Consider the following 21024-nt stretch of genomic DNA (forward strand, 5'->3'; position numbering starts at 1 on the left):
CCAGGGCGACCGGCCACAAGGCGGCCGGTCGGCCCTGTCACGCCGATAACCGGATCTTCGAGAGTCCTTTTACAGCTCGGTGACCGTCGGGTGGAGGTCGGCCGATGGTGGCGTCCAGGTTGCTGGGTCGGCGTCCGTTTGGTCGCCTGAGCGGATGTCCTTTACCGACGACGGGTCGCCCGGGAACCAGACGAAGGGGATGCCGCGGCGCTCCGCGTAGCGGATTTGCTTCCCGTATTTCGCTGCTGTCGGGGAGACCTCCACCGGGATGCCCCGCTTGCGCAGCGTCGCCGCGGTGCTGTCGGCGGCGCGGCGGTGTTCCTCGTCCGCGAGGGCGACCAACACGCACGTCGGCACCTCGCGGGAGATGCCCAGTTTGCCCGCGCCGAACAGCAGGCCCAGCATCCTGGTCAGGCCGATCGAGATGCCCACCCCAGGGAAGCGGTCGTTGCCCGCGGTCGCCAGGTTGTCGTAGCGGCCGCCCGAGCAGATCGAGCCGAACCGCTCGAAACCCGCCAGCTGGGTCTCGTAGACCGTGCCCGTGTAGTAGTCCAGGCCTCGGGCGATTTTCAGATCAGCCACGCACAGGCCCGGCGCATAGGCCTCGGCCGTTTCGACGACGGCGACCAGTTCGGCCAAGCCCTCGTCCAGCAGCGGGTCGCTGACGCCCAAGGCCCGCACCGAGTCCGCGAACGACGCGTCCGGTGCCGAGATCTCCGCCAGCGCCAGCACCGCCTTGGCCTGGGCCTCCGTGGCGCCGGCGGTCGCGACCAGCAGCTCGCCTACCCGGGCCGGGCCGATCTTGTCGAGCTTGTCGACCGCGCGCAGCGCCGCCTCCGGGTCGCCCACGCCGAGGCCCCGGTAGTAGCCCTCGCAGACCTTGCGGTTGTTGACCTGGATCGTCACCTTCGGGACCGGCAGCGAGCCCAGCGCGTCGCCGATCACCAGGGGCATCTCGGCCTCGTAGTGCGCTGGCAGCGTGTCGCGGTCGACCACGTCGATGTCGCACTGGACGAACTCGCGGTAGCGGCCCTCCTGCGGGCGCTCGCCCCGCCACACCTTCTGAATCTGGTAGCGGCGGAACGGGAACTGCAGCTTCCCCGAGTTCTCGAGCACATAGCGGGCGAACGGCACCGTCAGGTCGAAGTGCAGGCCCAGGGAATCGTCCGCAGACGACCCGGGCTCCTCCTGGAGCCGGCGCAGCACATAGACCTCCTTGGAGGTCTCACCCTTGCGCAGCAACTGGTCCAGCGGCTCGACGGCACGGGTCTCCAGCGGCGCGTACCCGTACAACTCGAAAACGCTCTTGATCTTGTCTAGGAACCGCTGCTCGATCATGCGTTGCGGCGGCAGCCACTCCGGGAAGCCGGAGATCGGCCGTGGCTTGCTCATCTTGGTCATAGCCCTCTGGTCGGGGCCGGTCGCATGACTTCCAGGAGAAACGGGTTGGTCGCGCGTTCCCGGCCGATCGTGGTCGCCTCGCCGTGGCCTGGCAGGACGATGGTGTCGTCGGCGAGCGGGAGGATTCGGTCACGAAGGCTGGCTGTCATCGCCGTCATGCTTCCCCCCGGCAGGTCGGTGCGGCCGATCGAGCCGGCGAACAGCACGTCACCCGAGAGGCAGACCTCGTCCGCGTCCCAGCCGCGTGCGGCGCCGGCCGGCAGCCGGAACAGCACCGACCCGCCGGTATGGCCGGGAGCGTGGTCGACGGTGATCTCGAGACCGGCGATGGTCAGCGCCTCACCGTCGACCAGGGGCGCGACGTCGTCGGGCTCGGAGTAGGTCAGGCGCCCGCCGAAGAGCTGCGCCGGGTCCATGGACAGCGCCTTGGCCGGATCGGCGAGCAACTCGCGATCGGCGGGGTGCACGTAGGCGGGGATGCCCTTCGCACCGCAGACCGGGGCGACCGAGAAGGTGTGGTCGAGGTGGCCGTGGGTGAGCAACACGGCGGCAGGCTGCAGGCGGTGCTCGGCGAGGATCTCGTCGAGCCGCTGGGAGACGCCGATGCCGGGGTCGACGATCACGCACTGCTCGCCCGGCGCCGCGGCCACCACGTAACAGTTGGTGCCGAAGACGTCGGACGGGAAACCCGTGATCAGCACAGTCGTCCCCTTCCGGTCGCTGTGCCCAGCCTAGCGGGCGGCGCGATCCGATTACCGGCAGGCACACACCGCCGGCAATCACGATCTCCGATCGGTAAAACCGCAGGACCTCTCACCATGCTCCCAGCGAATGCCCGTATGCTCACCCGGACGTTTGTGGCGCGAGGCACACCCGAAAGAGGAGCACCGGTGGCATCCAGCAAGGATCGGCAGCGAAAGCTGGCGCGAGCCAAGCTCGACCGGCAGATGGCCCGCCGGGCCGCCACTCTCCGCCGGAAGCGCCGCATCCAGGCCGGTCTCGGTGGTGCGCTGGCGCTGGTGCTGATCGGCCTCGGCGCGTTCTGGGCGCTCGGCGGCTTCGACAAGGAGCCCGAGAACACCGCGACCGACGTGTGCTCGTGGACCCCGCAGGAGCCCGGCGTCAACGTCAACGCCAAGGACGTGGGCCTGCCGTCGGCCACCGACGTGCCGACCTTCGGCACCCGCGACATGAACATCACCACCAACCAGGGCGCCGTCTCGGTGCGGGTCGACCTGGCCACCGCGCCCTGCGGCAGCGCGAGCCTGGCCTACCTGGCGGGCAAGAACTTCTACGACAACACCACGTGCCACGAGATCACCACGGAGGGCGCGCTGCACTGCGGCGACCCGAGCGGCACCAACCTGGGCGGCCCGACCTACACGTTCGCCAGCGAGAACGTGCCGGACGCCGCGCCGACCCCGTCGCCCTCGGCCTCGCCCGCGCCCGGCACGCCGGCCACCTACCCGGCCGGCACGGTCGCGCTCTACCCGAACCCGCCGGGCGCCAACGGCAGCCAGTTCCTGATCTTCTTCAAGGACTTCACGCCCAGCGCCGAGCCCGCGTACCCGATCATCGGCACGGTCACCACCGGCATGGACGTGGTCGACAAGATCAGCAAGATCGAGACGGTCGACAACGGCAGCGGCGCGAAGGTCAAGCCGAAGACCGACGTCACGATCCAGGCCCTGACCGTCGGCGCGGTGCAGAGCGACCCGGTGGACAACGCGCCGTCGGCGACGCCCACCCCGTCCGGCGCGGCGTCGGCCACGCCGACAAACGCGAGCTAAGGTCACCCCGGAAACGCCCTGGAGCGCGGAAGCAGGAGGAGAAGTCCCGTGACGTCCACGAGAGAGCGGCAGCGCGCGGCGGCGCGGGCCCGACTCGCGCAGGAGATGGCCGAGCGCCAGGACAAGGCGCACAAACGCCGACAGCGGCAGGCGTACATCGGCGCGGGCGTGGCCCTGCTGATCGTCGCGGGCGGGGTCATCTGGCTCGTGAGCAGCCTAGGCGGCGACGACAAGACGACCGCGGGCGCCGAGTCCTCGGCCGCGCCGATCAGCTGTGCCTGGACCGAGGTGCCGCCCGACCAGCGCACGCCGACCACCAAGGACGTGGGCGTCCCGCCGACCACCACCCCGCCGACCACCGGCACCCAGGTGATGACGGTCGACACCAGCTTCGGTCCGGTCGAGGTCACCATGGACCTGGCGAAGTCGCCGTGCACCGCGGAGGCCTTCAGCTACCTGGCGAGCAAGCAGTTCTGGGACGGCACCAAGTGCCACCGGATGTTCCCGGGCATGCTCCAGTGCGGTGACCCGTCGGCCAAGGGCAACGGCTACCGCGACTCCGACGGCACGGGCGGCCCGAGCTTCCGCTACGCCAACGAGAACCTGCCGGTCGACCAGCGTCCGGCGTACCCGGAGGGCGTGGTGGCGCTGGCCAACAGCGGCCCCGACACCAACGGCTCGCAGTTCTTCTTCATCTACCAGGACGTCGAGCTGTCGCCGGACTACACGGTGCTCGGCAAGGTCACCAAGGGCCTGGAGAACATCAAGAAGGCCACCGAGGCCGGCCACGACGGCGCGTTCGACCCGTCACCGGGCGGCGGCCACCCGAAGAGCGACATCGAGATCAAGACCCTCACGGTCGCGGCACCGGCCGCCTGATCGAACGACCGCGGCGCCCCTCCCCCCGCTCGGGGGCAGGGGCGCCGCGTCTATTTGGTGGGCGTCGGGGTCGGTGCGAGAGCCGCGGTCAGCAGGTCCTCGAGCAGCGGCGCGACGAACGCCTTGCCCTCCGGGGTGAAGTGCACGCCGTCGACCGAGAGCGGCTTGCCGGCCGCGTCCGTGTCCCGGCACTTCTTGCCCTTGTCCGGGCAGAGCATCCCGTTGAAGTCGAGGACCGAGACGCCACCGGCCGCGGCGTACTCCTCGATGATCTTGTTGTAGCAGGCGATCGACGACCGTTGGGCCGCGTACGTGCCGAGCTGCTCGTTCATGATCAGGATCGGCGCCGAGACCTCCGCGCGGATCTCGCGCACGACCAGGTCCAGCCGTTCCTTGTAGAGCTTGCTGTAGGCCGGGTCGCACGGCGTGGTCCAGGCGCCGTTGACGAACTGATCCGCCGCGTCCCAGCCGAAGTGCGCCACGACCAGCACCGGCTCGGCCTGGCGGAGGCTCTCCCGCCACAGCGTCGACCGGATCGCGCACTCCTTGGTCTCGGGCCAGATCTTGCCGGACACGGGCCGGACCGCGGCCGACCCGCTGATCCCGCAGCCGGAGATCGAGCCGTCCACGACGCCGTACCGGTCCCGCCCGTCGGAGACCAGCGCCTCGGCGAAGTCGCCCGCGAGCGAGTCACCGAGCAGCAGCACCGGCGGCCGGCCGCCCGGGTTCATCCGGTGCTGGGCCGCCGCGGGCAGGTACCAGGCCCCGCCGACGATCGCCAGCGTCAGGACGAGCGCGGTCGGCACCGCCCGGACCGCCTTCCACGGCCGCAGCCGGATCCGCTCGGTGAGCGTGTAGTGCATGAGCATCGCGCCGACCCAGGTCAACAACCCACCGATCAGGAAGAGGGCGTAAGGCGTGATCGTCGGCGAGCTCTTCTGCATGATCCAGAAGATCGGCAGATGCAACAGATACATCGTGTACGAGATCCGGCCGATCTCCGCGAGTGGCCCGAACGACAGCACGCGCACCAGCGGCCCGCGCTCGTGGCACAGCGTCACGATCAGCACCGCGGTGATCACCGCGACGCCCGCGATGCCGCCCTGGTAGAGCCAGGCCTCGTGGTAGTCGGAGGTGTAGAGGCTGACCCCGACCAGGGCGGCCAGCGTGATCACGCCGACGAACGTGGCGAGGAACGTCGACGACGCCGACGGGCCGCGGCCGTGCCTGCGCTCGGCCGACCGGCCGTAAAGCAGCATCGCGAACCCGGCCGCGACCGCGCCGGCCACGAAGTCGACCGCGCGGGTCTCCGTGCCCAGGTAGAGCCGGTCGCTGTTGGTGCCGTCGTACATCAGCGGCGCCACCGCGGCCGAGGCCACCAGCAGCAGGACCAGCACGCAGGTCAGCGCGACCACCGACCGCCGGCACAGCCAGAACACGAGCAGGAACACGAACGGCCAGACGACGTAGAACTGCTCGGTGATGCTCAGCGACCACATGTGGGCCAGCGGGTTGATCCGCCCGAAGCCCTCCCAGTAGGCGTCGCTGTTGCGGATCTGCTGCCAGTTGGCGACCTGGAACAGCGAGGCGATCGCCTTCCCGCTGATCTGCTCCGCCTCTTTGAGCCCGCCGAGGACGTACGCGAGCGCCACCGTCACCAGCAGCGTGATCGACAGTCCCGGCATCAGCCGCTTGAACCGCCGGCGGAAGAAGTCGCCGAGCGCGATCCGGCCGGTCCGCTTCGCCTCGCGGATCAGCAGCAGCGTGATCAGGAAGCCGGAGAGCACCATGAACACGTCCACGCCGAACAGGCCGTTGCTGAACCAGCTCGTGTGGTAGAGCAGCACGGAGAGGATCGCGAGGCCGCGCAGTCCGTCGACCGCCGGGAAGAACATCTGCCGGCCGCGCCCGCCGCCGGGCGCTGCGACCGCGACAGCCGGTGGCGTAGGCGGCTCAGGCCGTCTGACCTTGCTGATGATCGCCGTCTCGTCCCACGGCGTGGCCTGCTCGACCGCGGTCACGTGCCCATCCGCTCGTAGCAGGCCTTGAGGGTGGCCTCCGCCGGGCGGTCGACGAACGTGAGCCGGTCGTACTGCTTCGGGTCCTCGCTGCCCGGGTCGTGGTGGAACCGGATGTACCAGAAGTAGACCCCGGCCAGCTTGCGGCTCTGGACGCTGTTGCAGACCGCCTGGTACCAGTTCTGCTGGACCTTGAAGTTGAGCTTGATGTCCTGGTCGCCCCAGCTCGCCGGATGCTGGTAGGCGCCGTTCTGCGCGGCGATGCCCACCTCGTGCAGCACCAGGTCGGCGCGGTCGTCGGCGTGCCGGTCGAGCCACTTCTCCCACGACTTCGTCAGCGTCGCCACGCTGGCGCTGTCCGGCGCGTCCACCTTGAAGTAGGCGTCGACGCCGTGCCGGTCCACCGGCGGCACGGACGTCCCCTTCTCGAACGCGTCGAAGTTCTCGGAGTACGTGAGCTCACCCTTGAAGGTCCGCCGCAGCTCGGTGACCAGCTTTTTCCACCGCGTGTCCGCCTGCAGCGAGTTGAGCTCGACGCCGGCGACGAACTCGGCCACCCCGTTGGCCTGGGCGACCTGCGCGTACGGCTTCAGGAACGTGAGGTAGCTGGCGAACCACTTGTCGCGGCTGGTGGGCGCGATCTTCCCGCGCCAGGCCGGTGCCACCGACGACTCGTCCAGCAGGGGGCGCAGCGTCACGCGTACCTTGCTGCGCTTCGCCTCCTCGAGCAGGATCGCCATCCGCTTCGGGGACGGCGTGCTCTTGGCGTCCGCGCGCACCGTCGTGCCGGTGCGGCCGTTGACGTCGAACGGAAAGTTGACGGCCATGGAGTTGGCGTGCAGCGACACGAGGTAGTCGAGGATCCGGCGGGACTTGGCCCGCGTCACCTCGTCGTCGTCGTCCTTGCTGTCCTCCCACAGCACGTTGACGCCCAGCTCCGGCATCCCGGGTTCCCACGGCTTGGCGACCTGTGGCACGGCCGGCTCGGTCGCCTGGTTCTCCACGTTGGCGGGAGCGTCGCCGCCCTGCTCCCAGGCGGCCGGCTTCTTCGTGCAGGCGGAGAGGGTCAGCGTCGCGGCGAGCAGCGCCACGAACATACGGTTCCTACGCATCAAGGTCCCTAGGCCGGCTTCGCGATGACGACGAACTTGTTCTCCTCGCGGCGGATGAACTTCAGGAAGCCGCGGAAACCACCGATCCCCTCGAGCAGCGAGAGGAACGGGATGAGCAGGATCAGCGCGAACGGCTCCCAGAACTTGCGCCGCGCGTTGTCCGACACGGACGCGTTGATCCGCAGGCCTTCCCAGTACTGCCAGATCGTGAACGCGAAGTTGAGCGCCCAGACCGGCAACAGCGCGCTGACCAGCGGGGTGGTGTTCGGGTCGCCCAGCACCAGCCCGACGCTGACGACGAAGAAGATGTTCTGCAGGGGTCCGACGACCCAGGAGACCACGCAGTACATCAGCAGCAGGCGGTAGCGCAGCGGGATCGTCCGGTTGAAGGCCAGCGCGACCAGCCCCCAGGCCCACCGCTCCCGCTGCTTGATGAAGTCGCTGACGGTGGCCGGGGACGCGCCGTAGCAGCGGCCCTGGAACCAGGCGCTGCGCCCGGGATACATCCGGCAGAAGTTCAGGGCGAGCTGGGCATCCTCGACGATCGCCTTCGGCCCGAAGTCCCACCCGATGGTGGCCTCGATCGACGCGCGTACGAGCAGCAGCTCGCCGTGCATGCCGAGCAGCGGCCGGCCGTGCCCGGTCAGCGCCGAGAACCGGGCGATGTCGTCGGAGGGCCGGATCGCGTCGGCGAACCAGGTGATCTTGCTGACCGCGTTCTCCCGCGGGTACGTGAGGATGCCCTGCGCGAGGTGCTTGGCGTCCGCACCGGCCCACCGCTGCTTCTCGATGAACTGCGCCATGGCGACGGCCGAGTCGAGCGCGAGGCCGGTGTCGTCGTCCATGTGCAGCACCCACACGTCGTCGCGGGCCTCACCCTCGGCGATCCGCATCTCGTGCGAGTAGTGGTTGGCCCGCGCCTTGAACCGGGTGCCGTGCGGCGTCTGGTAGGCCTTCGGCACCACCACGACGCGGATGAACGGGCTGCGCCGGCCGAGGTCGAAGATCTTCTCCTGGGCCGCGCAGCCCTCCTCGATCAGCACGTCGACCCGGAACTTCGGGAAACAGGCGGGCATGCAGGCGACGTACGAGAGGACCGAGCGTTCCAGCGCCGGGTACGTGTCGTGCCGCCCGATCGTCGGTACGACGACCAGCATGAGGTCGCGGCTCCGGAACACCTCGGCGTCGTGCAGGTAGCGCCGGTTGCGGCGCAGTTGGAACCGCGTGCGGGCGATCCCGTAGACGCCGAGCAGGGTCGCGAAGATCGGCCAGGTCCAGACGATGCTGACGTACCAGGCCAGGGCGCCACTCGCGGGTTCCAGGTACCAGAGCGTGAACGCGCAGATCACCGGGAAGGTGAGCAGCAGGCTCCGCGCACGGGGGCGCCATTTGGCGAGCCGGCGCGCCATCTCGGCGGCGTCCACGGCCATGGAGCGCAACTGCTGCCCGGTCCGCGGCTCGGCACCGCGGATCCGGGGCAGGAGGTGTGTATGTGCGTCGACGATCAAGGCATGGCTTCGCTCGTCTCGCTCGCCTACGCGCGCAGGCAACCGTTGTTCCTTCCCCCGTGTGGCCAAATCGGACGAAACCCATCGCCGCATGTGGCCCTTACATTTGATCCGAGGGCGGAGGCTAGCAAGCTTCCATTGCGTGTTGGCTAACTGACGGGTCCGGCGTGACGAGAAACTTGTTCATCTTTTGTTCGCCGCGCACACGAAGAAGGCCCCGCCGGTCGGCGGGGCCTTCTGATCCGTCGGGTTTACTTCGCCGGCGTCCGGCGCACCAGCAGGTAGATGTGGATCTCCTGGTGGTTCCAGTGCTCGGAGACCGTGAACATGCGGCGCAGGGTGTCGGAGCGCTCGGCCTTCATGCCGACCCACGGGTCGTCGCCCTTGCTGGTGTTGACCAGCCAGATCCGGTTGCGCTTGCCGACGCAGGGCGCCGTCTCCGCGCACTCCTCCGCGCCGAAGTCGCCGCGCTCCGCGGCCGTCCGCACCTCGAAGATGTCGGCCGGCCAGGCGGTGGTGTCCGACCGCATCTCGTACTCCATGGCCCGGCGCAGCGCTCGGACGTTGCCGGCGTACGCGATGCCGTCCTCGGCCTTCGAACCCGCGCCGACCGTCTGTGCCGCGGCCGCGAAGTCGGACTCGCCCGGCAGCACGGACTCCCGCAGGGCGTGCTGTGCCGGCAGCGTGACCAGGACCATGGCCGCGATCACGAGCGCCGCGATGGGCAGCTGTGGCCACGAGCGGCTGGTCATCAGCCGCACGATGCCGTAGATCCCGGCGGCCACCAGCAGCGCCCAGCCGATCAGCGTGAACAGCAGGTACCGGAACAGGAACGCGTTGAGCAGCGGGTGCGTGACGAACGTGAAGACCGGCGGCAGCAGGGTCCAGACCAGGAACACCACGGCGAGCTTGCCGCGCTTGGCGAGCAACAGGGCCAGCACGGCCAGCAGCCCCAGCACGAGCAACGCGATGGCCGCCGGGTTGGAACCGAAGAGGTCGCCGGGGAACTGCATGACCGCGCGCTGGTCCGCCTTGATCCAGCCGATCGCATCGCTCTGGCCGGACCCGGCGTAGGCCATCGGCATCGCGAAGGCCGCGATCAACGCCAGCGCACCCAGCGACTTCCAGAGACGCACGTCCCGTTCGGACCGCTGGTAGCGGAACCAGGTCAGCAGGATGTGCGGGAAGAGGATGAGCACCGAGATCAGGTGGAAGGCCGCGGTGAGTCCCACCGCCACCGCGTACAGCAGCCAGAAACCCCAGACCGGGCGTTCCAGGGCCACCAGCAGCAGCCACGTCGCCAGGGCCGCGAACGCCACGGCGAACGCGTACGACCGGGCCTCCTGGCTGTACCGCGTGACCGTCGGGATCACCGCGAAGACGAGCCCGGCCACCAGGCCGGCGTTGCTGTCGAGCAGGCGCTGCCCGATCAGGGCCACGAACCCGGCCCCGAACGCCATCACGACCACCGACGGGAGCCGGAGCATCTCGATGGAGTCGCCCGCGAACGAGATCCAGCCGTGCATCAGCACGTAGTAGAGGCCGAGCACCCGGTCGACGTTGTCGAGCAGCTTGACCAGGTCGTCCCAGGACAGGGTGGCGGCATGGTACGTGGCGTACTCGTCGTTCCAGAGCTTGCGCTGTCCCACGCCCTGCCAGCCGACGGCGAAGGACACCACGGCCGGCACGAGGAACAGCAGGAGCTGCTTCCAGCCGGGAATGCGCAGCCCGGGCGCGTGGGTCGCGGTCGGCTCCTCCGGCGGTGGCGGCGCGTCCTTGACCCGCGGCAGCAGCGTCGTGCCGGTCGGCGTGTAGCGCATGATCTGCGTGTGGTCCTCGGCCCGCACGCCCCGCTTGACGACCAGCGTCGGTGGCTCATCGTCGCGGCCGGCCGCATGCCGCCGCGATGTGGACTGATCGGCCATCAGCAGGTGACCCCGGACTGCGCGAGACCCGAACGGAACGCGGCGAGGTTGGTCTTCGTGTCGTCGAAGCTCCACTGCCCGTCGCGGTTGACCTGGTTCCAGATGAAGCCCGCGATCCGCGAGTTGTCCTTCAACCACGGGCCGAACGCCTTGAGCCAGCCGCGTTTGTCCGGACCGGGCTGCACGCCGACCTCGGTCAGCAGGATGGGGTCGTCGGTCAGGTCGTACACGAGCTTCAACGTGTCCCGGTAGGTCTTGGTGGGGCTGGACTCCTTGACGCCGTAGCCGGTCAGGCCGACCACGTCGACGTAGTCCTCACCCGGCCAGAACTCCTTGATCGTCTTGCTGCTGGCGCCGCGGATGATGTTCGGCGACCAGACCCAGAGGGCGTTGGTCGCGCCCATGTCGCGGAACAACTTCACGACATGCTGGTACGCCTTGACGTACTCGCCCTTCTTGTTGCCGTTCTCGGTGCCCCAGGGGTACCAGTGGCCGTTCATCTCGTGCGCCCAGCGCAGGAGGATCGGCTTGCGGTAGCCGACGACGGCCTTCGCGATGTCCGCGTACTGCTCGTCCCAGGTGCCGTCGATCGTGTGCGCGAGCTTCCAGTCGGGCTGGTTCTCGTCGCCGCCGCTGCTCCAGGGCTCGATCGACAGCAGCGGGACGCCCGGCACCTCGTCGAGCGTCTTCGTGGAGATGCCGTTCTCGACCGAGGAGAACACCTTGAGCAGCGTGGGCCGGCAGTCGACGGCCTGCTCGATGTCGTCGACGGCCTGCTCCGTGCGGTCCTTGAGCATCACGCCGAACAGCGGGTGGTCGCCGAGGATGTCGCTGACCTTGGCCACGACCGGCTTCTCCACGGTCGCGGTCGGTTCCGGGGCGTCGGCGCCGGACGCGACGTCACCGGACGAGCCCCAGAGGCCGCAGGCGGTCAGGGAGACGCCCGCCGCGACGGTGGTCGCGACGGCGACACCCACGCGGCGCAGGACGGTGGCCTTCACCAGGCACGCTCCAGGTGATGTGGCGGTTCGGGGCGGTGGGGGTCCGGATACCGCTCGTCGTCGTGCGGTGCCCGCTGTGCGGGCGGGCGCGTCGACCCGCGCTGCCAACCCTGACTGGTCGGCGCGTGCTCGCCGTGCGCCGCCGGCACGGGCTGCTGACCGGTCGGCGAGCCGTGCTGGTGGCCGGGGTGGCTGGGATGGCCGTGCTGGGCCGGGTGACCGTGCTGGCCCGGGTGACCGTGCTGGGCCGGGTGACCGTGCTGGGCCGGGTGACCGTGCTGGGCCGGAAAGCCGTGCTGGCCGGGGTGGCCGCCCTGCTGGTAGCCCGGGTGGCCGCCGTGCTGCTGAACGGGCTGCGCGCCCTGGTAGCCGTGCTGGGCGTAGCTGGGAGCGGGGGCGCCCCATCGGGCGGGCTCCGCCACCGGTGGCCGGGCCGGGGCGGCCGGGGCGGGCCGCGGCGCGGCCTGTGCGGGCACCACCGGCCGGGCAGCGGCCTGTGCAGGCATCGCCGGCCGGGCCATCGCCTGCGCCGGCGCCATGGGCCGGGCGGCGGCCTGGGCCGGTGCCATGGGCCGAGCCTGCGGCGGCGCCTGGCGGGTCTTCATGCCGTCGCGCATCGCGACCCACCGCCGCTCGGCGTCGGCCACGGCCTGCCCGCGGTCGGTCTCCTCGATCGGTGGGACACTCTCGCGGATGCCGTACGACGGCAGCAACAGCGGCGCGACCATGTAGAGCTGGACGGCGGCGAGCAGCGCGGTCGTCCAGAGGGCGCCGATGCCGTATTCCGGGAAGCGCAGCGCGAGGCCGGCCCAGAGCAGCACCTGCACGATGACCACCCAGCTGCGCAACAGCCGGGAGACCCGCTCGGGCGCACCCTTCTTCTTCGCCTTGGGCTGCTTGGTCACCGCGCCGGTTGGCACCCACTCCTGCACCTTGGCCCGCAGCGCGTCGCCGATCGCGATCACGTGGCACGCCGAGTTGACCATGCAGAGCCGGAAGATCTCGGGGCGCCAGCCACGGGCCATCATCGGGAAGATCAGCAGCGTGGCCAGCAGCGCCGGGATCATCGGCAGGTAGTTGTGCGGCAGCACCTTGTCCGGGAAGAACCAGAGCATCGTCAGCGTCGGGAACGGCGCGGTGACCAGCAGGCCGGCGGAGGCCATGTAGTAGAAGAACGCCGCCCAGAACGCCATCCGCTGCTGCCAGTTGAACTTGGCGTCGCGGAAGTGCTTCTCGGTCATCAGCAGCATCGACGACCGGCACCAGCGCTGCTGCTGGTTGGTGATCGCGGACCAGGTGTCGGGTGCGACGCCCTTGGCCAACGCGAGCGGCAGGTAGCGGGTCTCCCAGCCACCGGTCCACAGCTTCACGCCGGAGTTGACGTCCTCGCCCAGCGGCACCCGGGCGAACCCGCCCACCGACTCGACGGCGTCGCGGCGGTAGACCACGTTGGTGCCGGCGCAGATCGCGGCCCGCCACACGTCACGGGCCGGCTGGATCCACCGGAAGAAGACCTCCTGGAGACTGCCGGCGCCGCGCTGGACGTAGTTCATCCAGGGCGAGATGTCGAAGTACTGCGCCGTCTGCACGATGCCGGTCCGCGGGTAGACCTGCATGTACGGGATGGTCTCCTTGAGGAAGTCCGGCCGCGGCGCGAAGTCGGCGTCGAACACGACGCCGAACCGGCCCATCGACATGCCGAAGGCGTTGATCATGTTGCCGGCCTTCTTGAGCCAGCCACGCTCGCCCTCGCGCGGCTCCCGCCCGGGCGGCGCGTCGCGCCGGCGCACGTAGACGAAGCCGAACTCCAGCGCCATCGCCTCGACCTCGGGGCGCGGGTCGCCGTCGTCGAGCAGGTACCGCATCACCGGGGCGTGCCACTCCAGCGCGGCGACGGTCCGGCAGGTGTTGCGCAGCACGGGGATCGGCTCGCCGCAGATCGGCACCCAGATGTCGACGGTGTCGCCCGGGTCCGGCCGGTACTTGGACAGGACCTCCTTGTGCTGCTCCAGCGTCAGCCGCGGGCGGTGGCTGCGCAGCCAGAAGTTGACCAGCACCGGCATGACCATGATGGGCAGCGCGAGCAGCGCCGGCGTCGTGAGCGGCGACTTGAGCGCCACCATCACGTAGCCGTAGAGGATGCCCAGCGCGGAGATGAAGATCCACGCGAAGATCCACGGCTTCGGCGTCTGGAAGTAGCTGTATTTCTCCTCGTCGGACGGTGGCTGGGGGACGTAGACGGGAGCGGAGTCGGTCTCGACCGGCGCAAGTTGACGCCTACCCACCCACATCACTCCCTTCCGAACCTGACCGCAGGCCAGGGCCAGCCCCGGCAGGCTGGACGCGTTCGACCATCCAAGGAGGGTATGCGGCCACTCCCCGGCACGCACGATCGGAACATGAGGCGCATTGCCCACTCAAGTGGCGAAGGACGAAAATTATCAGCGCGAACTCATCCGATCAAAGGATTGTCACTGGTCCGGACGGTCACCAAAGGCCCTCGATCGGCCTGGTCATCTTCGGTCATGTGACGGCGTTTCGCTGCCCTATTGCCCGTGAATGCCGGGATAAGCCTGATAGGCCACGACACGGTGGGTTACCGACCCTCGACACATACAGAGGGGCCAACGTCCGGCGGCGTTGCAAAAGTGTTGTAAACCACATTGCGCGCCAAAAACCGGGGCCCTGACACGGTGTCAGGGCCCGGTGACGCGGTCGTGGGTCAGGCGCCGGAGGTGACGCGGTAGGCGTCGAAGACGCCGTCGACCTTGCGCACGGCGGCCAGCAGGTGGCCAAGGTGCTTGGGGTCGGCCATCTCGAAGCTGAACCGGCTCACCGCCACCCGGTCGCGGGTCGTGGTGACCGTCGCCGACAGGATGTTGACCCGCTCGTCGGAGAGCACCCGGGTCACGTCGGCGAGCAGCTTGTGCCGGTCGAGGGCCTCGACCTGGATCGCGACCAGGAACGTCGACGCCGACGTCAGCTTCCAGCTCACCTCGAGCACCCGCTCAGGCTGGGCCTTGAGGTCCTCGGCGTTGGCGCAGTCCTCGCGGTGCACCGACACCCCGCCGGAGCGGGTGACGAAGCCGAAGACCGCATCGGGCGGCACCGGCGTGCAACAGCGGGCCAGTTTGATCCAGACGTCGCTGACGCCCTTGACCACCACGCCCGGGTCGTGGCCGGCCGTGCGGCTGCGTGGCGGGCGGGTGGCGACGGCGGTCTCGGCCAGGTCCTCGGCCGCGCCCTCCTCGCCACCGTAGGAGGCCATCAGGCGCTGCACCACCGACTGCGCCGACACCTGGTTGTCGCCGACCGCCGCGTAGAGCGACGCCACGTCGGCCAGGTGCAGGTCGCGCGCGATGGTCATCAGGTTGTCGGTGGTCAGCATGCGCTGCAGCGGCACGCCCTGCTTGCGCATCGCCTTGACGATCGCGTCCTTGCCGGCCTCGATCGCCTCTTCGCGGCGCTCCTTGTTGAAATATTGCCGGATCTTCGTGCGCGCCCGCGGCGACTTCACGAAGCCGAGCCAGTCCTGCGTCGGGCCGGCGGTGTCGGACTTCGACGTGAAGATCTCGATCACGTCGCCGTTGGACAGCGTCGACTCCAGCGGCACCAGCTTGCCGTTGACCCGGGCGCCGATGCACTTGTGGCCGACCTCGGTGTGCACCGCGTACGCGAAGTCGACCGGTGTCGAGCCCGTCGGCAGCGGTATCACGTCGCCCTTGGGCGTGAAGACGTAGACCTCCTGGCTGGACAGGTCGAAGCGGAGCGCGTCGAGGAACTCGCTCGGGTCGCTCGCCTCCCGCTGCCAGTCGAGGAGTTGGCGCAGCCAGGTCATCTCGTCGATGTGCGCCGGCGGGCCGACGATCGTCGCGCCCTTCTGCTCCTTGTATTTCCAGTGCGCCGCGATGCCGAACTCCGCGGTGCGGTGCATCGCGTACGTCCGGATCTGCATCTCGACGGGCTTGCCGGTCGGGCCGATCACGGTCGTGTGCAGCGATTGGTACATGTTGAACTTCGGCATCGCGATGTAGTCCTTGAACCGGCCCGGCACGGGCTGCCAGTTCGCGTGGATCACACCGAGCGCGGCGTAGCAGTCCCGGACGGTGTCGACCAGGATGCGGACGCCGACGAGGTCGTAGATGTCGTTGAAGTCGCGACCCCGCACGATCATCTTCTGGTAGATCGAGTAGAGGTGCTTCGGCCGGCCGGTCGTCTCCGCCTTGATCTTCGCGGAGCGCAGGTCGGTGTGCACCTTTTGGGTCACCTGCCGCAGCAGCGCCTCGCGCTGGGGCTGGTGCTCGCCGATCAGGCGGTTGATCTCCTCGAAGCGCTTCGGGAACAGCGTGCCGAAGGCGAGGTCCTCGAGCTCCCACTTGATCGTGTTCATGCCGAGGCGGTGGGCCAGCGGCGCGAGGATCTCCAGGGTCTCCTTGGCCTTCTGCTCCTGCTTGGGCCGCGGGAGGAAGGTCAGCGTGCGCATGTTGTGCAGCCGGTCGGCCAGCTTGATCACCAGGACCCGCGGGTCCTTGGCCATCGCGACGACCATCTTGCGGATGGTCTCGGCCTTGGCCGCGTCGCCGAGCTTGACCTTGTCGAGCTTGGTGACGCCGTCGACCAGCAGCGCGACCTCGCCGCCGAAGTCGGTGCGCATCGACTCGAGCGTGTAGTCGGTGTCCTCGATGGTGTCGTGCAACAGCGCGGCGACCAGCGTGGTGGTGTCCATCCCGAGGTTGGCCAGGATGGTCGCGACCGCCAGCGGGTGGGTGATGTAGGGGTCGCCGGACTTGCGGTATTGACCCGAGTGCCACTGTGCCGCGGTGTCGAAGGCGCGCTGCAGCAGCCGGGCGTCGGCCTTGGGGTGGCTCGCCCGGTGCGTCGCGATCAGGGGCTCGAGCACCTCGCTGACCTGCGGCGCTTGCCAGGGCGCGTTGAAGCGGGCCAGCCGGGCCCGGACCCGCCGCCCGGTCGGGGTGCCGGCCAGGCCGAAGCCGGAACCGGTCTCGCTCGCGGCGTCGCGGGTCGCCCGCTCGCGGAACGGCACCACGATGCCGCTGTCGGAGTCGGCGCCCTCGTCGTCGACCTCGTAGGGCGAACGCCCGTTGGCCGGCCACTCGACCGTGGACTCGGTGTCTTCCTCGACCTCGTCCGTCGCCGTCGGCTCGGCCGGCGGCTGCTCGGGCTTCTGGTCGGGGGTGACCGTGGCGGCCGCGCCGACGTTGCCGCCGGGCCGGGCCGAGGTGACGATCGGTGCGCCCCCGTTGCCGTTGGGAGCCTCTGCTTCGGGGCGTGCCTCGCTGACGGCCGGGGCCGACTCCGTCGGTCGCCCGGTCGTGCGCTCTGCCTCGCCGGTCGGGCGCTTCTCGCCTGTCACCGGTGGGGCGATGTCGTGGGACACCGGCCTCCTAACACCTCGCGATCCACCGACCGTATCGGGCCGGCAACACCTGCGCTAGCCAGGTGGTGGCGATCCGTGCCGGGTCGGGACCGGGCGCGCCCAATTCTACCCGTCCGGCCGATCCCGCCCGGAATGACGGGAAGCGACTAAACGGTCAGAAGGGCATGTACGTCGCGCTGCGCCAACCGGTCTCGACCGTTGAGGAACGCTAACTCGATCAACACGCTGAAGCCCGTGACGATTCCCCCGGCCCGCTCGATCAGGGCCAGGGTGGCCTCCGCGGTGCCGCCCGTGGCCAGCACGTCGTCGACCACCAGCACCCGCTGGCCGGGCTCGATCGCGTCCCGGTGCAGCTCCAGGGTCGCCTGGCCGTACTCGAGCTCGTAGGAGGCCGCCAGCACCTCCCGAGGGAGCTTGCCGGCCTTGCGCACGGCCAGCACGCCCGCGCCCGTCGCGTACCCGATGGCACCGGCGAGCAGGAACCCGCGGGCCTCGACCCCCGCGACCACGTCGAACGACGACCGGCCGTGGTGGTCGACGACGCCGTCGACCACCTGCCGGAACGCCGGGCCGTCCGCGAACAACGGGGTGATGTCCTTGAACAGGATGCCGGCGTGCGGGAAGTCGGGCACGTCGACGACGTGCCCGACCACCAGCTCGGCGAGTGCCTTCTCGTCCACGGTCAGCGGCGCTTGCCGCCCGGACGGTTGCCGCCCGGTCGCCCGCCTCGGCTGCCACCGGAGCGCTTGGCGCCGGTCGGCCGGGAGCCCACCTTTGGCGCCGAGCCGGCCAGCGCGCCGACCTCGGAGGCCTGCTCGGGCGCGGCCTGGCGGGGCTGCCGGGCCGCGGCCGGGGCACCCTCGCCCTTCTTGGGCGCGACCTCGCCACGGGCGATCGCCGCCCGGCGGGCCAGCACGCGCTTGGTGTGCGCCTGGATCCGCGGCTCGAACTCCTTGAGCGTGACCAGCACCGGGGTGGCGAAGAAGATCGACGAGTAGACCGCGACGGCCATACCGACGAACAGCACCAGGCCGAGGTCGGCCAGCGTGCTCGCGCCCATCAGACCGGCGATCAGCAGACCGCCGACCGGCAGCAGCGCGACCAGACCGGTGTTGATCGACCGCATCAGGGTCTGGTTGATGGCCAGGTTGGCGGCCTCGCCGTAGGTCGTGGTGCTGCTGGCCGTGATGCCTCTGGTGTTCTCCTGAACCTTGTCGAACACCACGACCACGTCGTAGAGCGCGAAGCCGAGGATCGTCAGGAAACCGATGATGGTCGCCGGCGTGACCTCGAACTTGGCTAAGGAGTAGAGACCGGCGGTCAGCACCAGGTTGAGCAACAGCGACGAGACGGCCGCGACCGACATGCGCCACTCGAAGCGCAGGACCAGGTAGACCATCACCAGGACCACGAAGATCACCAGACCGAGCAGCGCGCGCTCGGTGACCTGCTTGCCCCAGGCCGCGCTGACCGCGCTGTCGTTGATCTCGCTCGACTGGACGCCCAACTGCTGGGCGATCTGGTCCTTGACCGCGGTGATCTTGTCGGCGTCCAGGACCGAGGTGCGGATCTCGTACCAGGTCTGACCGCCCCGGCCGACCTCCGTCGCCGGCAGCGCGGTGGCCTCGGTGTTGTTGTCGGCCAGCGCCTTGTCGACGGCGTCCTGCGCGTCGTTGAGGGTGACGCCGCTGCTCGCCGGGACGATGAACTGGTTGCCGCCGGCGAACTCGATGCCGAGCGTGAACCGGTTGACGCCGAAGCTCAGCAGCGCGACCAGGATCAGTGCGCCCGCGACGCCGAACCAGAGCTTCCGCTTGCCGATGAGGTTGAGACCGGCCTCACCGCGGTAGAGCCGGTTGGCCAAACCCGACTTGGACATCTCAGGCCTCCTTGGCGCGCGGCGTGCGCCGACGCGGGTTACGCGGCTCGTCGCCGTCATCGTCGTCGTGTTGCTCGAGGACACGGCCGAGGCCGCTGACCCGCGGTGAGAGGAACGCCTTGGTGTTGGCGAACATCGTCATGATCGGGTGCCGGAAGAGGAACACCACGACCAGGTCGAGGATGGTGGCCAGGCCCAGCGCGAACGCGAAGCCCTTCACCGTGCCGACGGAGACCACGTAGAGCACCACGGCCGCCATGATCGAGATGGCGTTGGCCGAGATGATCGTGCGGCGGGCCCGGGCCCAGGCGCGCGGCACCGCGCTGCGGGGCGATCTGCCCTCACGGATCTCGTCTTTCAGACGTTCGAAGTAGATGACGAACGAGTCCGCCGCTACACCGAGCGAGACGATGAAGCCCGCGATGCCGGCGAGCGTCAGCGTGAAGCCGATCTGCCGGCCGAGGAACACCAGCGCGCCGAAGACCAGACCGGCGGAGAGCACGAGGCTCAGCACGATCACGGTGCCCAGCAGGCGGTAGTAGAAGAACGCGTAGATCGCCACCAGCAACAGGCCGATGCCCGCGGCGATCAGGCCGGCGCGGAGGTATTCGGCGCCCAGGGTCGGCGACAGGTTCTCCTGGTCGGCGGGCGTGAACGTGAGCGGCAGCGCGCCGTAGCGGAGCTGGCCGGCCAGGTCGTCGGCGGTCTGCGCGGTGAAGCTGCCGGAGATCTGCGAGTCGCCGGTCAGCACGCCCTGGATCTCGGGTGCCGAGATGATGCCGTTGTCGAGCACGACGGCGACCAGGCAGTTGCCGTTCTGCAGCGTCGAGGCGTCACAGGTCTGGCCGCTGTTCTGGTAGGCCTCGCGGGTCAGCGCCGTCCACTTCTCCTGGCCGTCGCCCTTGAAGTCGAGGCTGACCACCCACTGGCCCTGCTGGTCGATCTGGGCGCTGGCGCCGCCGACGTCGGTGCCGGACACCTTTGACACGTCGAGCAGGTATTTGCCGCCGGCCTGACAGGCGACCGCCTGCTGGTCGGTCGCGCTGATCGAGCCGGACGGCCGCTTGTCGAGCTGGTCGCACGTGATCGTCGGCACGTTGAACTGCATCTGCGGCGTGAGCACCGCGACCTCGGCCTCGCTGAGCTGGCCGAACGGCTTGAGCGACTCGGTCACGGCCGGGTCTGTGCCCGGGTCGGGCGCCTGCAGGCCGCTGGCCGCCGCCCACGCGGCGGGGCCGACCTTGGCCTCCACCGCCTTGCGGGCCGCCTCGACGTCGGGCGGCAGCGGCGCGGCCGAACCGGAGGGTGCCGGGTCGGCGGTGGCGCTCGCGCTGGGTGTCGGCGTCGGGGTCTCCTCCGCGCCGCCGCCCGAGCCGCCGGTGCCCGGCGTGGCGGTGGCCGAGGGGGCGCCGGACGCGGGGGCCGACGGCGTGGCGCCCGGGTTCGGGGTGGCCGAGCCGGACGGCGCCGGCGTCGCGGACGCCGTGGGCGCCGGCGCGGGGCCGGTGCCGTTGGTGATGTTGAGGACCTTGCGGAACCGCAGCTCGGCGGTCTGGTCGATGCCGCTCAGGTCGGCGTTCTTGCCCGGCAGGGAGACGACGATGTTGCGGTTGCCTTCGGTGACCACCTCGGCTTCGGACACACCACGCGCGTTGACCCGCTGCTCGATGATGTCCCGGGCCCGGTCGAGCGACTCGGCCGACGGCGGCTGGCCGTCGTTGGTGGTCGCCTGGAGCGTCATCCGGGTGCCGCCGACCAGGTCGAGACCCAGCTTCGGATGCAACCGGTCCTGCACGCTGCCACTGGCACCGGCGAAGAACACCAAGGCGTAGAGAACGACGAAGAGCCCCGCGAGGACGGCTAGCTGCCGCCCTGGGTGCATCTGTCGCTGAGGTGGTGCCACGGCAGCGGGTCTCCCTGTGCTGGGGGCCGTCGCGGGTGCGTCGGCGCGGGTCGATGCAGCGGTCCACGCCGGGCAGGCGCGGGACGCCGGCTCTGCGGGACGGAGCCGGCGTGATTATCCATCAAAGTCGATCGAGTCGGGAGACCCGCTCGTTCGAGCGCAAGGCTATGCCGGGGTCGCTGTGAACTTGCTGTCGACCCCGGCCAGGGG

At 69.8% G+C, this 21024-nt stretch carries 13 protein-coding genes and 1 pseudogene; 2 read left to right on the forward strand and 12 right to left on the reverse strand.

The window, feature by feature from the left end:
• Window positions 1–69: 69 nt before the first annotated feature.
• Window positions 70–1392, reverse strand: a complete 1323-nt coding sequence (gene hisS, locus Air01nite_RS37440; RefSeq protein WP_203708150.1) for a histidine--tRNA ligase — start codon at window positions 1390–1392, stop codon at window positions 70–72.
• Between the two features lie 5 nt (window positions 1393–1397).
• Window positions 1398–2102 carry an MBL fold metallo-hydrolase gene (locus Air01nite_RS37445; protein WP_203708151.1) on the reverse strand — a complete coding sequence of 235 codons (705 nt, stop codon included), beginning with the start codon at window positions 2100–2102 and terminating at the stop codon, window positions 1398–1400.
• A 189-nt stretch (window positions 2103–2291) separates the two neighbouring features.
• On the opposite strand from Air01nite_RS37445, the gene Air01nite_RS37450 reads away from it, so the two are divergent.
• Together Air01nite_RS37450 and Air01nite_RS37455 are read left to right on the forward strand one after the other, a co-directional pair.
• Entirely contained in the window at window positions 2292–3191 is a 900-nt protein-coding gene (locus Air01nite_RS37450; RefSeq protein WP_203708152.1) for a peptidylprolyl isomerase, read from the forward strand.
• A gap of 48 nt (window positions 3192–3239) precedes the next feature.
• Window positions 3240–4070 (forward strand): peptidylprolyl isomerase, encoded by an 831-nt coding sequence (locus Air01nite_RS37455; protein WP_203708153.1) that lies wholly within the window; start codon window positions 3240–3242, stop codon window positions 4068–4070.
• 50 nt (window positions 4071–4120) lie between these two features.
• On the opposite strand, the gene Air01nite_RS37460 is transcribed toward Air01nite_RS37455, so the two are convergent.
• The 10 genes and pseudogenes from Air01nite_RS37460 to secD form a co-directional block, all read right to left on the reverse strand.
• Complete coding sequence (locus Air01nite_RS37460) at window positions 4121–6091, reverse strand: acyltransferase family protein (RefSeq protein ID WP_203708154.1); 1971 nt, start codon at window positions 6089–6091, stop codon at window positions 4121–4123.
• Window positions 6088–7200 (reverse strand): glycoside hydrolase family 113, encoded by a 1113-nt coding sequence (locus Air01nite_RS37465; RefSeq protein ID WP_203708155.1) that lies wholly within the window; start codon window positions 7198–7200, stop codon window positions 6088–6090. The genes Air01nite_RS37460 and Air01nite_RS37465 overlap by 4 nt, the downstream gene beginning before the upstream one ends.
• 8 nt (window positions 7201–7208) lie before the next feature.
• Window positions 7209–8630 (reverse strand): glycosyltransferase family 2 protein, encoded by a 1422-nt coding sequence (locus Air01nite_RS37470; RefSeq protein ID WP_203708156.1) that lies wholly within the window; start codon window positions 8628–8630, stop codon window positions 7209–7211.
• A gap of 329 nt (window positions 8631–8959) precedes the next feature.
• Entirely contained in the window at window positions 8960–10633 is a 1674-nt protein-coding gene (locus tag Air01nite_RS37475) for a glycosyltransferase family 39 protein (RefSeq protein ID WP_203708157.1), read from the reverse strand.
• The gene (locus Air01nite_RS37480; protein ID WP_203708158.1) at window positions 10633–11634 is read right to left on the reverse strand and encodes a glycoside hydrolase family 26 protein; all 1002 of its coding nucleotides are present in this window, start codon (window positions 11632–11634) and stop codon (window positions 10633–10635) included. The genes Air01nite_RS37475 and Air01nite_RS37480 overlap by 1 nt, the downstream gene beginning before the upstream one ends.
• Window positions 11631–13919 carry a glycosyltransferase family 2 protein gene (locus Air01nite_RS37485; protein WP_203708159.1) on the reverse strand — a complete coding sequence of 763 codons (2289 nt, stop codon included), beginning with the start codon at window positions 13917–13919 and terminating at the stop codon, window positions 11631–11633. The genes Air01nite_RS37480 and Air01nite_RS37485 overlap by 4 nt, the downstream gene beginning before the upstream one ends.
• Window positions 13920–14356: 437 nt before the next feature.
• Window positions 14357–16651: pseudogene (locus tag Air01nite_RS37490) on the reverse strand (RelA/SpoT family protein); the annotation flags it as partial.
• 527 nt (window positions 16652–17178) lie between these two features.
• Window positions 17179–17718 carry an adenine phosphoribosyltransferase gene (locus Air01nite_RS37495; protein ID WP_203708161.1) on the reverse strand — a complete coding sequence of 180 codons (540 nt, stop codon included), beginning with the start codon at window positions 17716–17718 and terminating at the stop codon, window positions 17179–17181.
• Window positions 17715–18911: a protein translocase subunit SecF gene (gene secF, locus Air01nite_RS37500; RefSeq protein ID WP_203708160.1), complete on the reverse strand. Its 1197-nt coding sequence runs from the start codon at window positions 18909–18911 to the stop codon at window positions 17715–17717. Before secF ends, Air01nite_RS37495 begins: the two co-directional genes overlap by 4 nt.
• Window position 18912: 1 nt before the next feature.
• Complete coding sequence (secD, locus tag Air01nite_RS37505; protein ID WP_203708162.1) at window positions 18913–20793, reverse strand: protein translocase subunit SecD; 1881 nt, start codon at window positions 20791–20793, stop codon at window positions 18913–18915.
• Between the last annotated feature and the right edge of the window lie 231 nt (window positions 20794–21024).

Origin of the sequence: Asanoa iriomotensis, from assembly GCF_016862515.1 — a bacterium.
Lineage (GTDB): Bacteria > Actinomycetota > Actinomycetes > Mycobacteriales > Micromonosporaceae > Asanoa > Asanoa iriomotensis.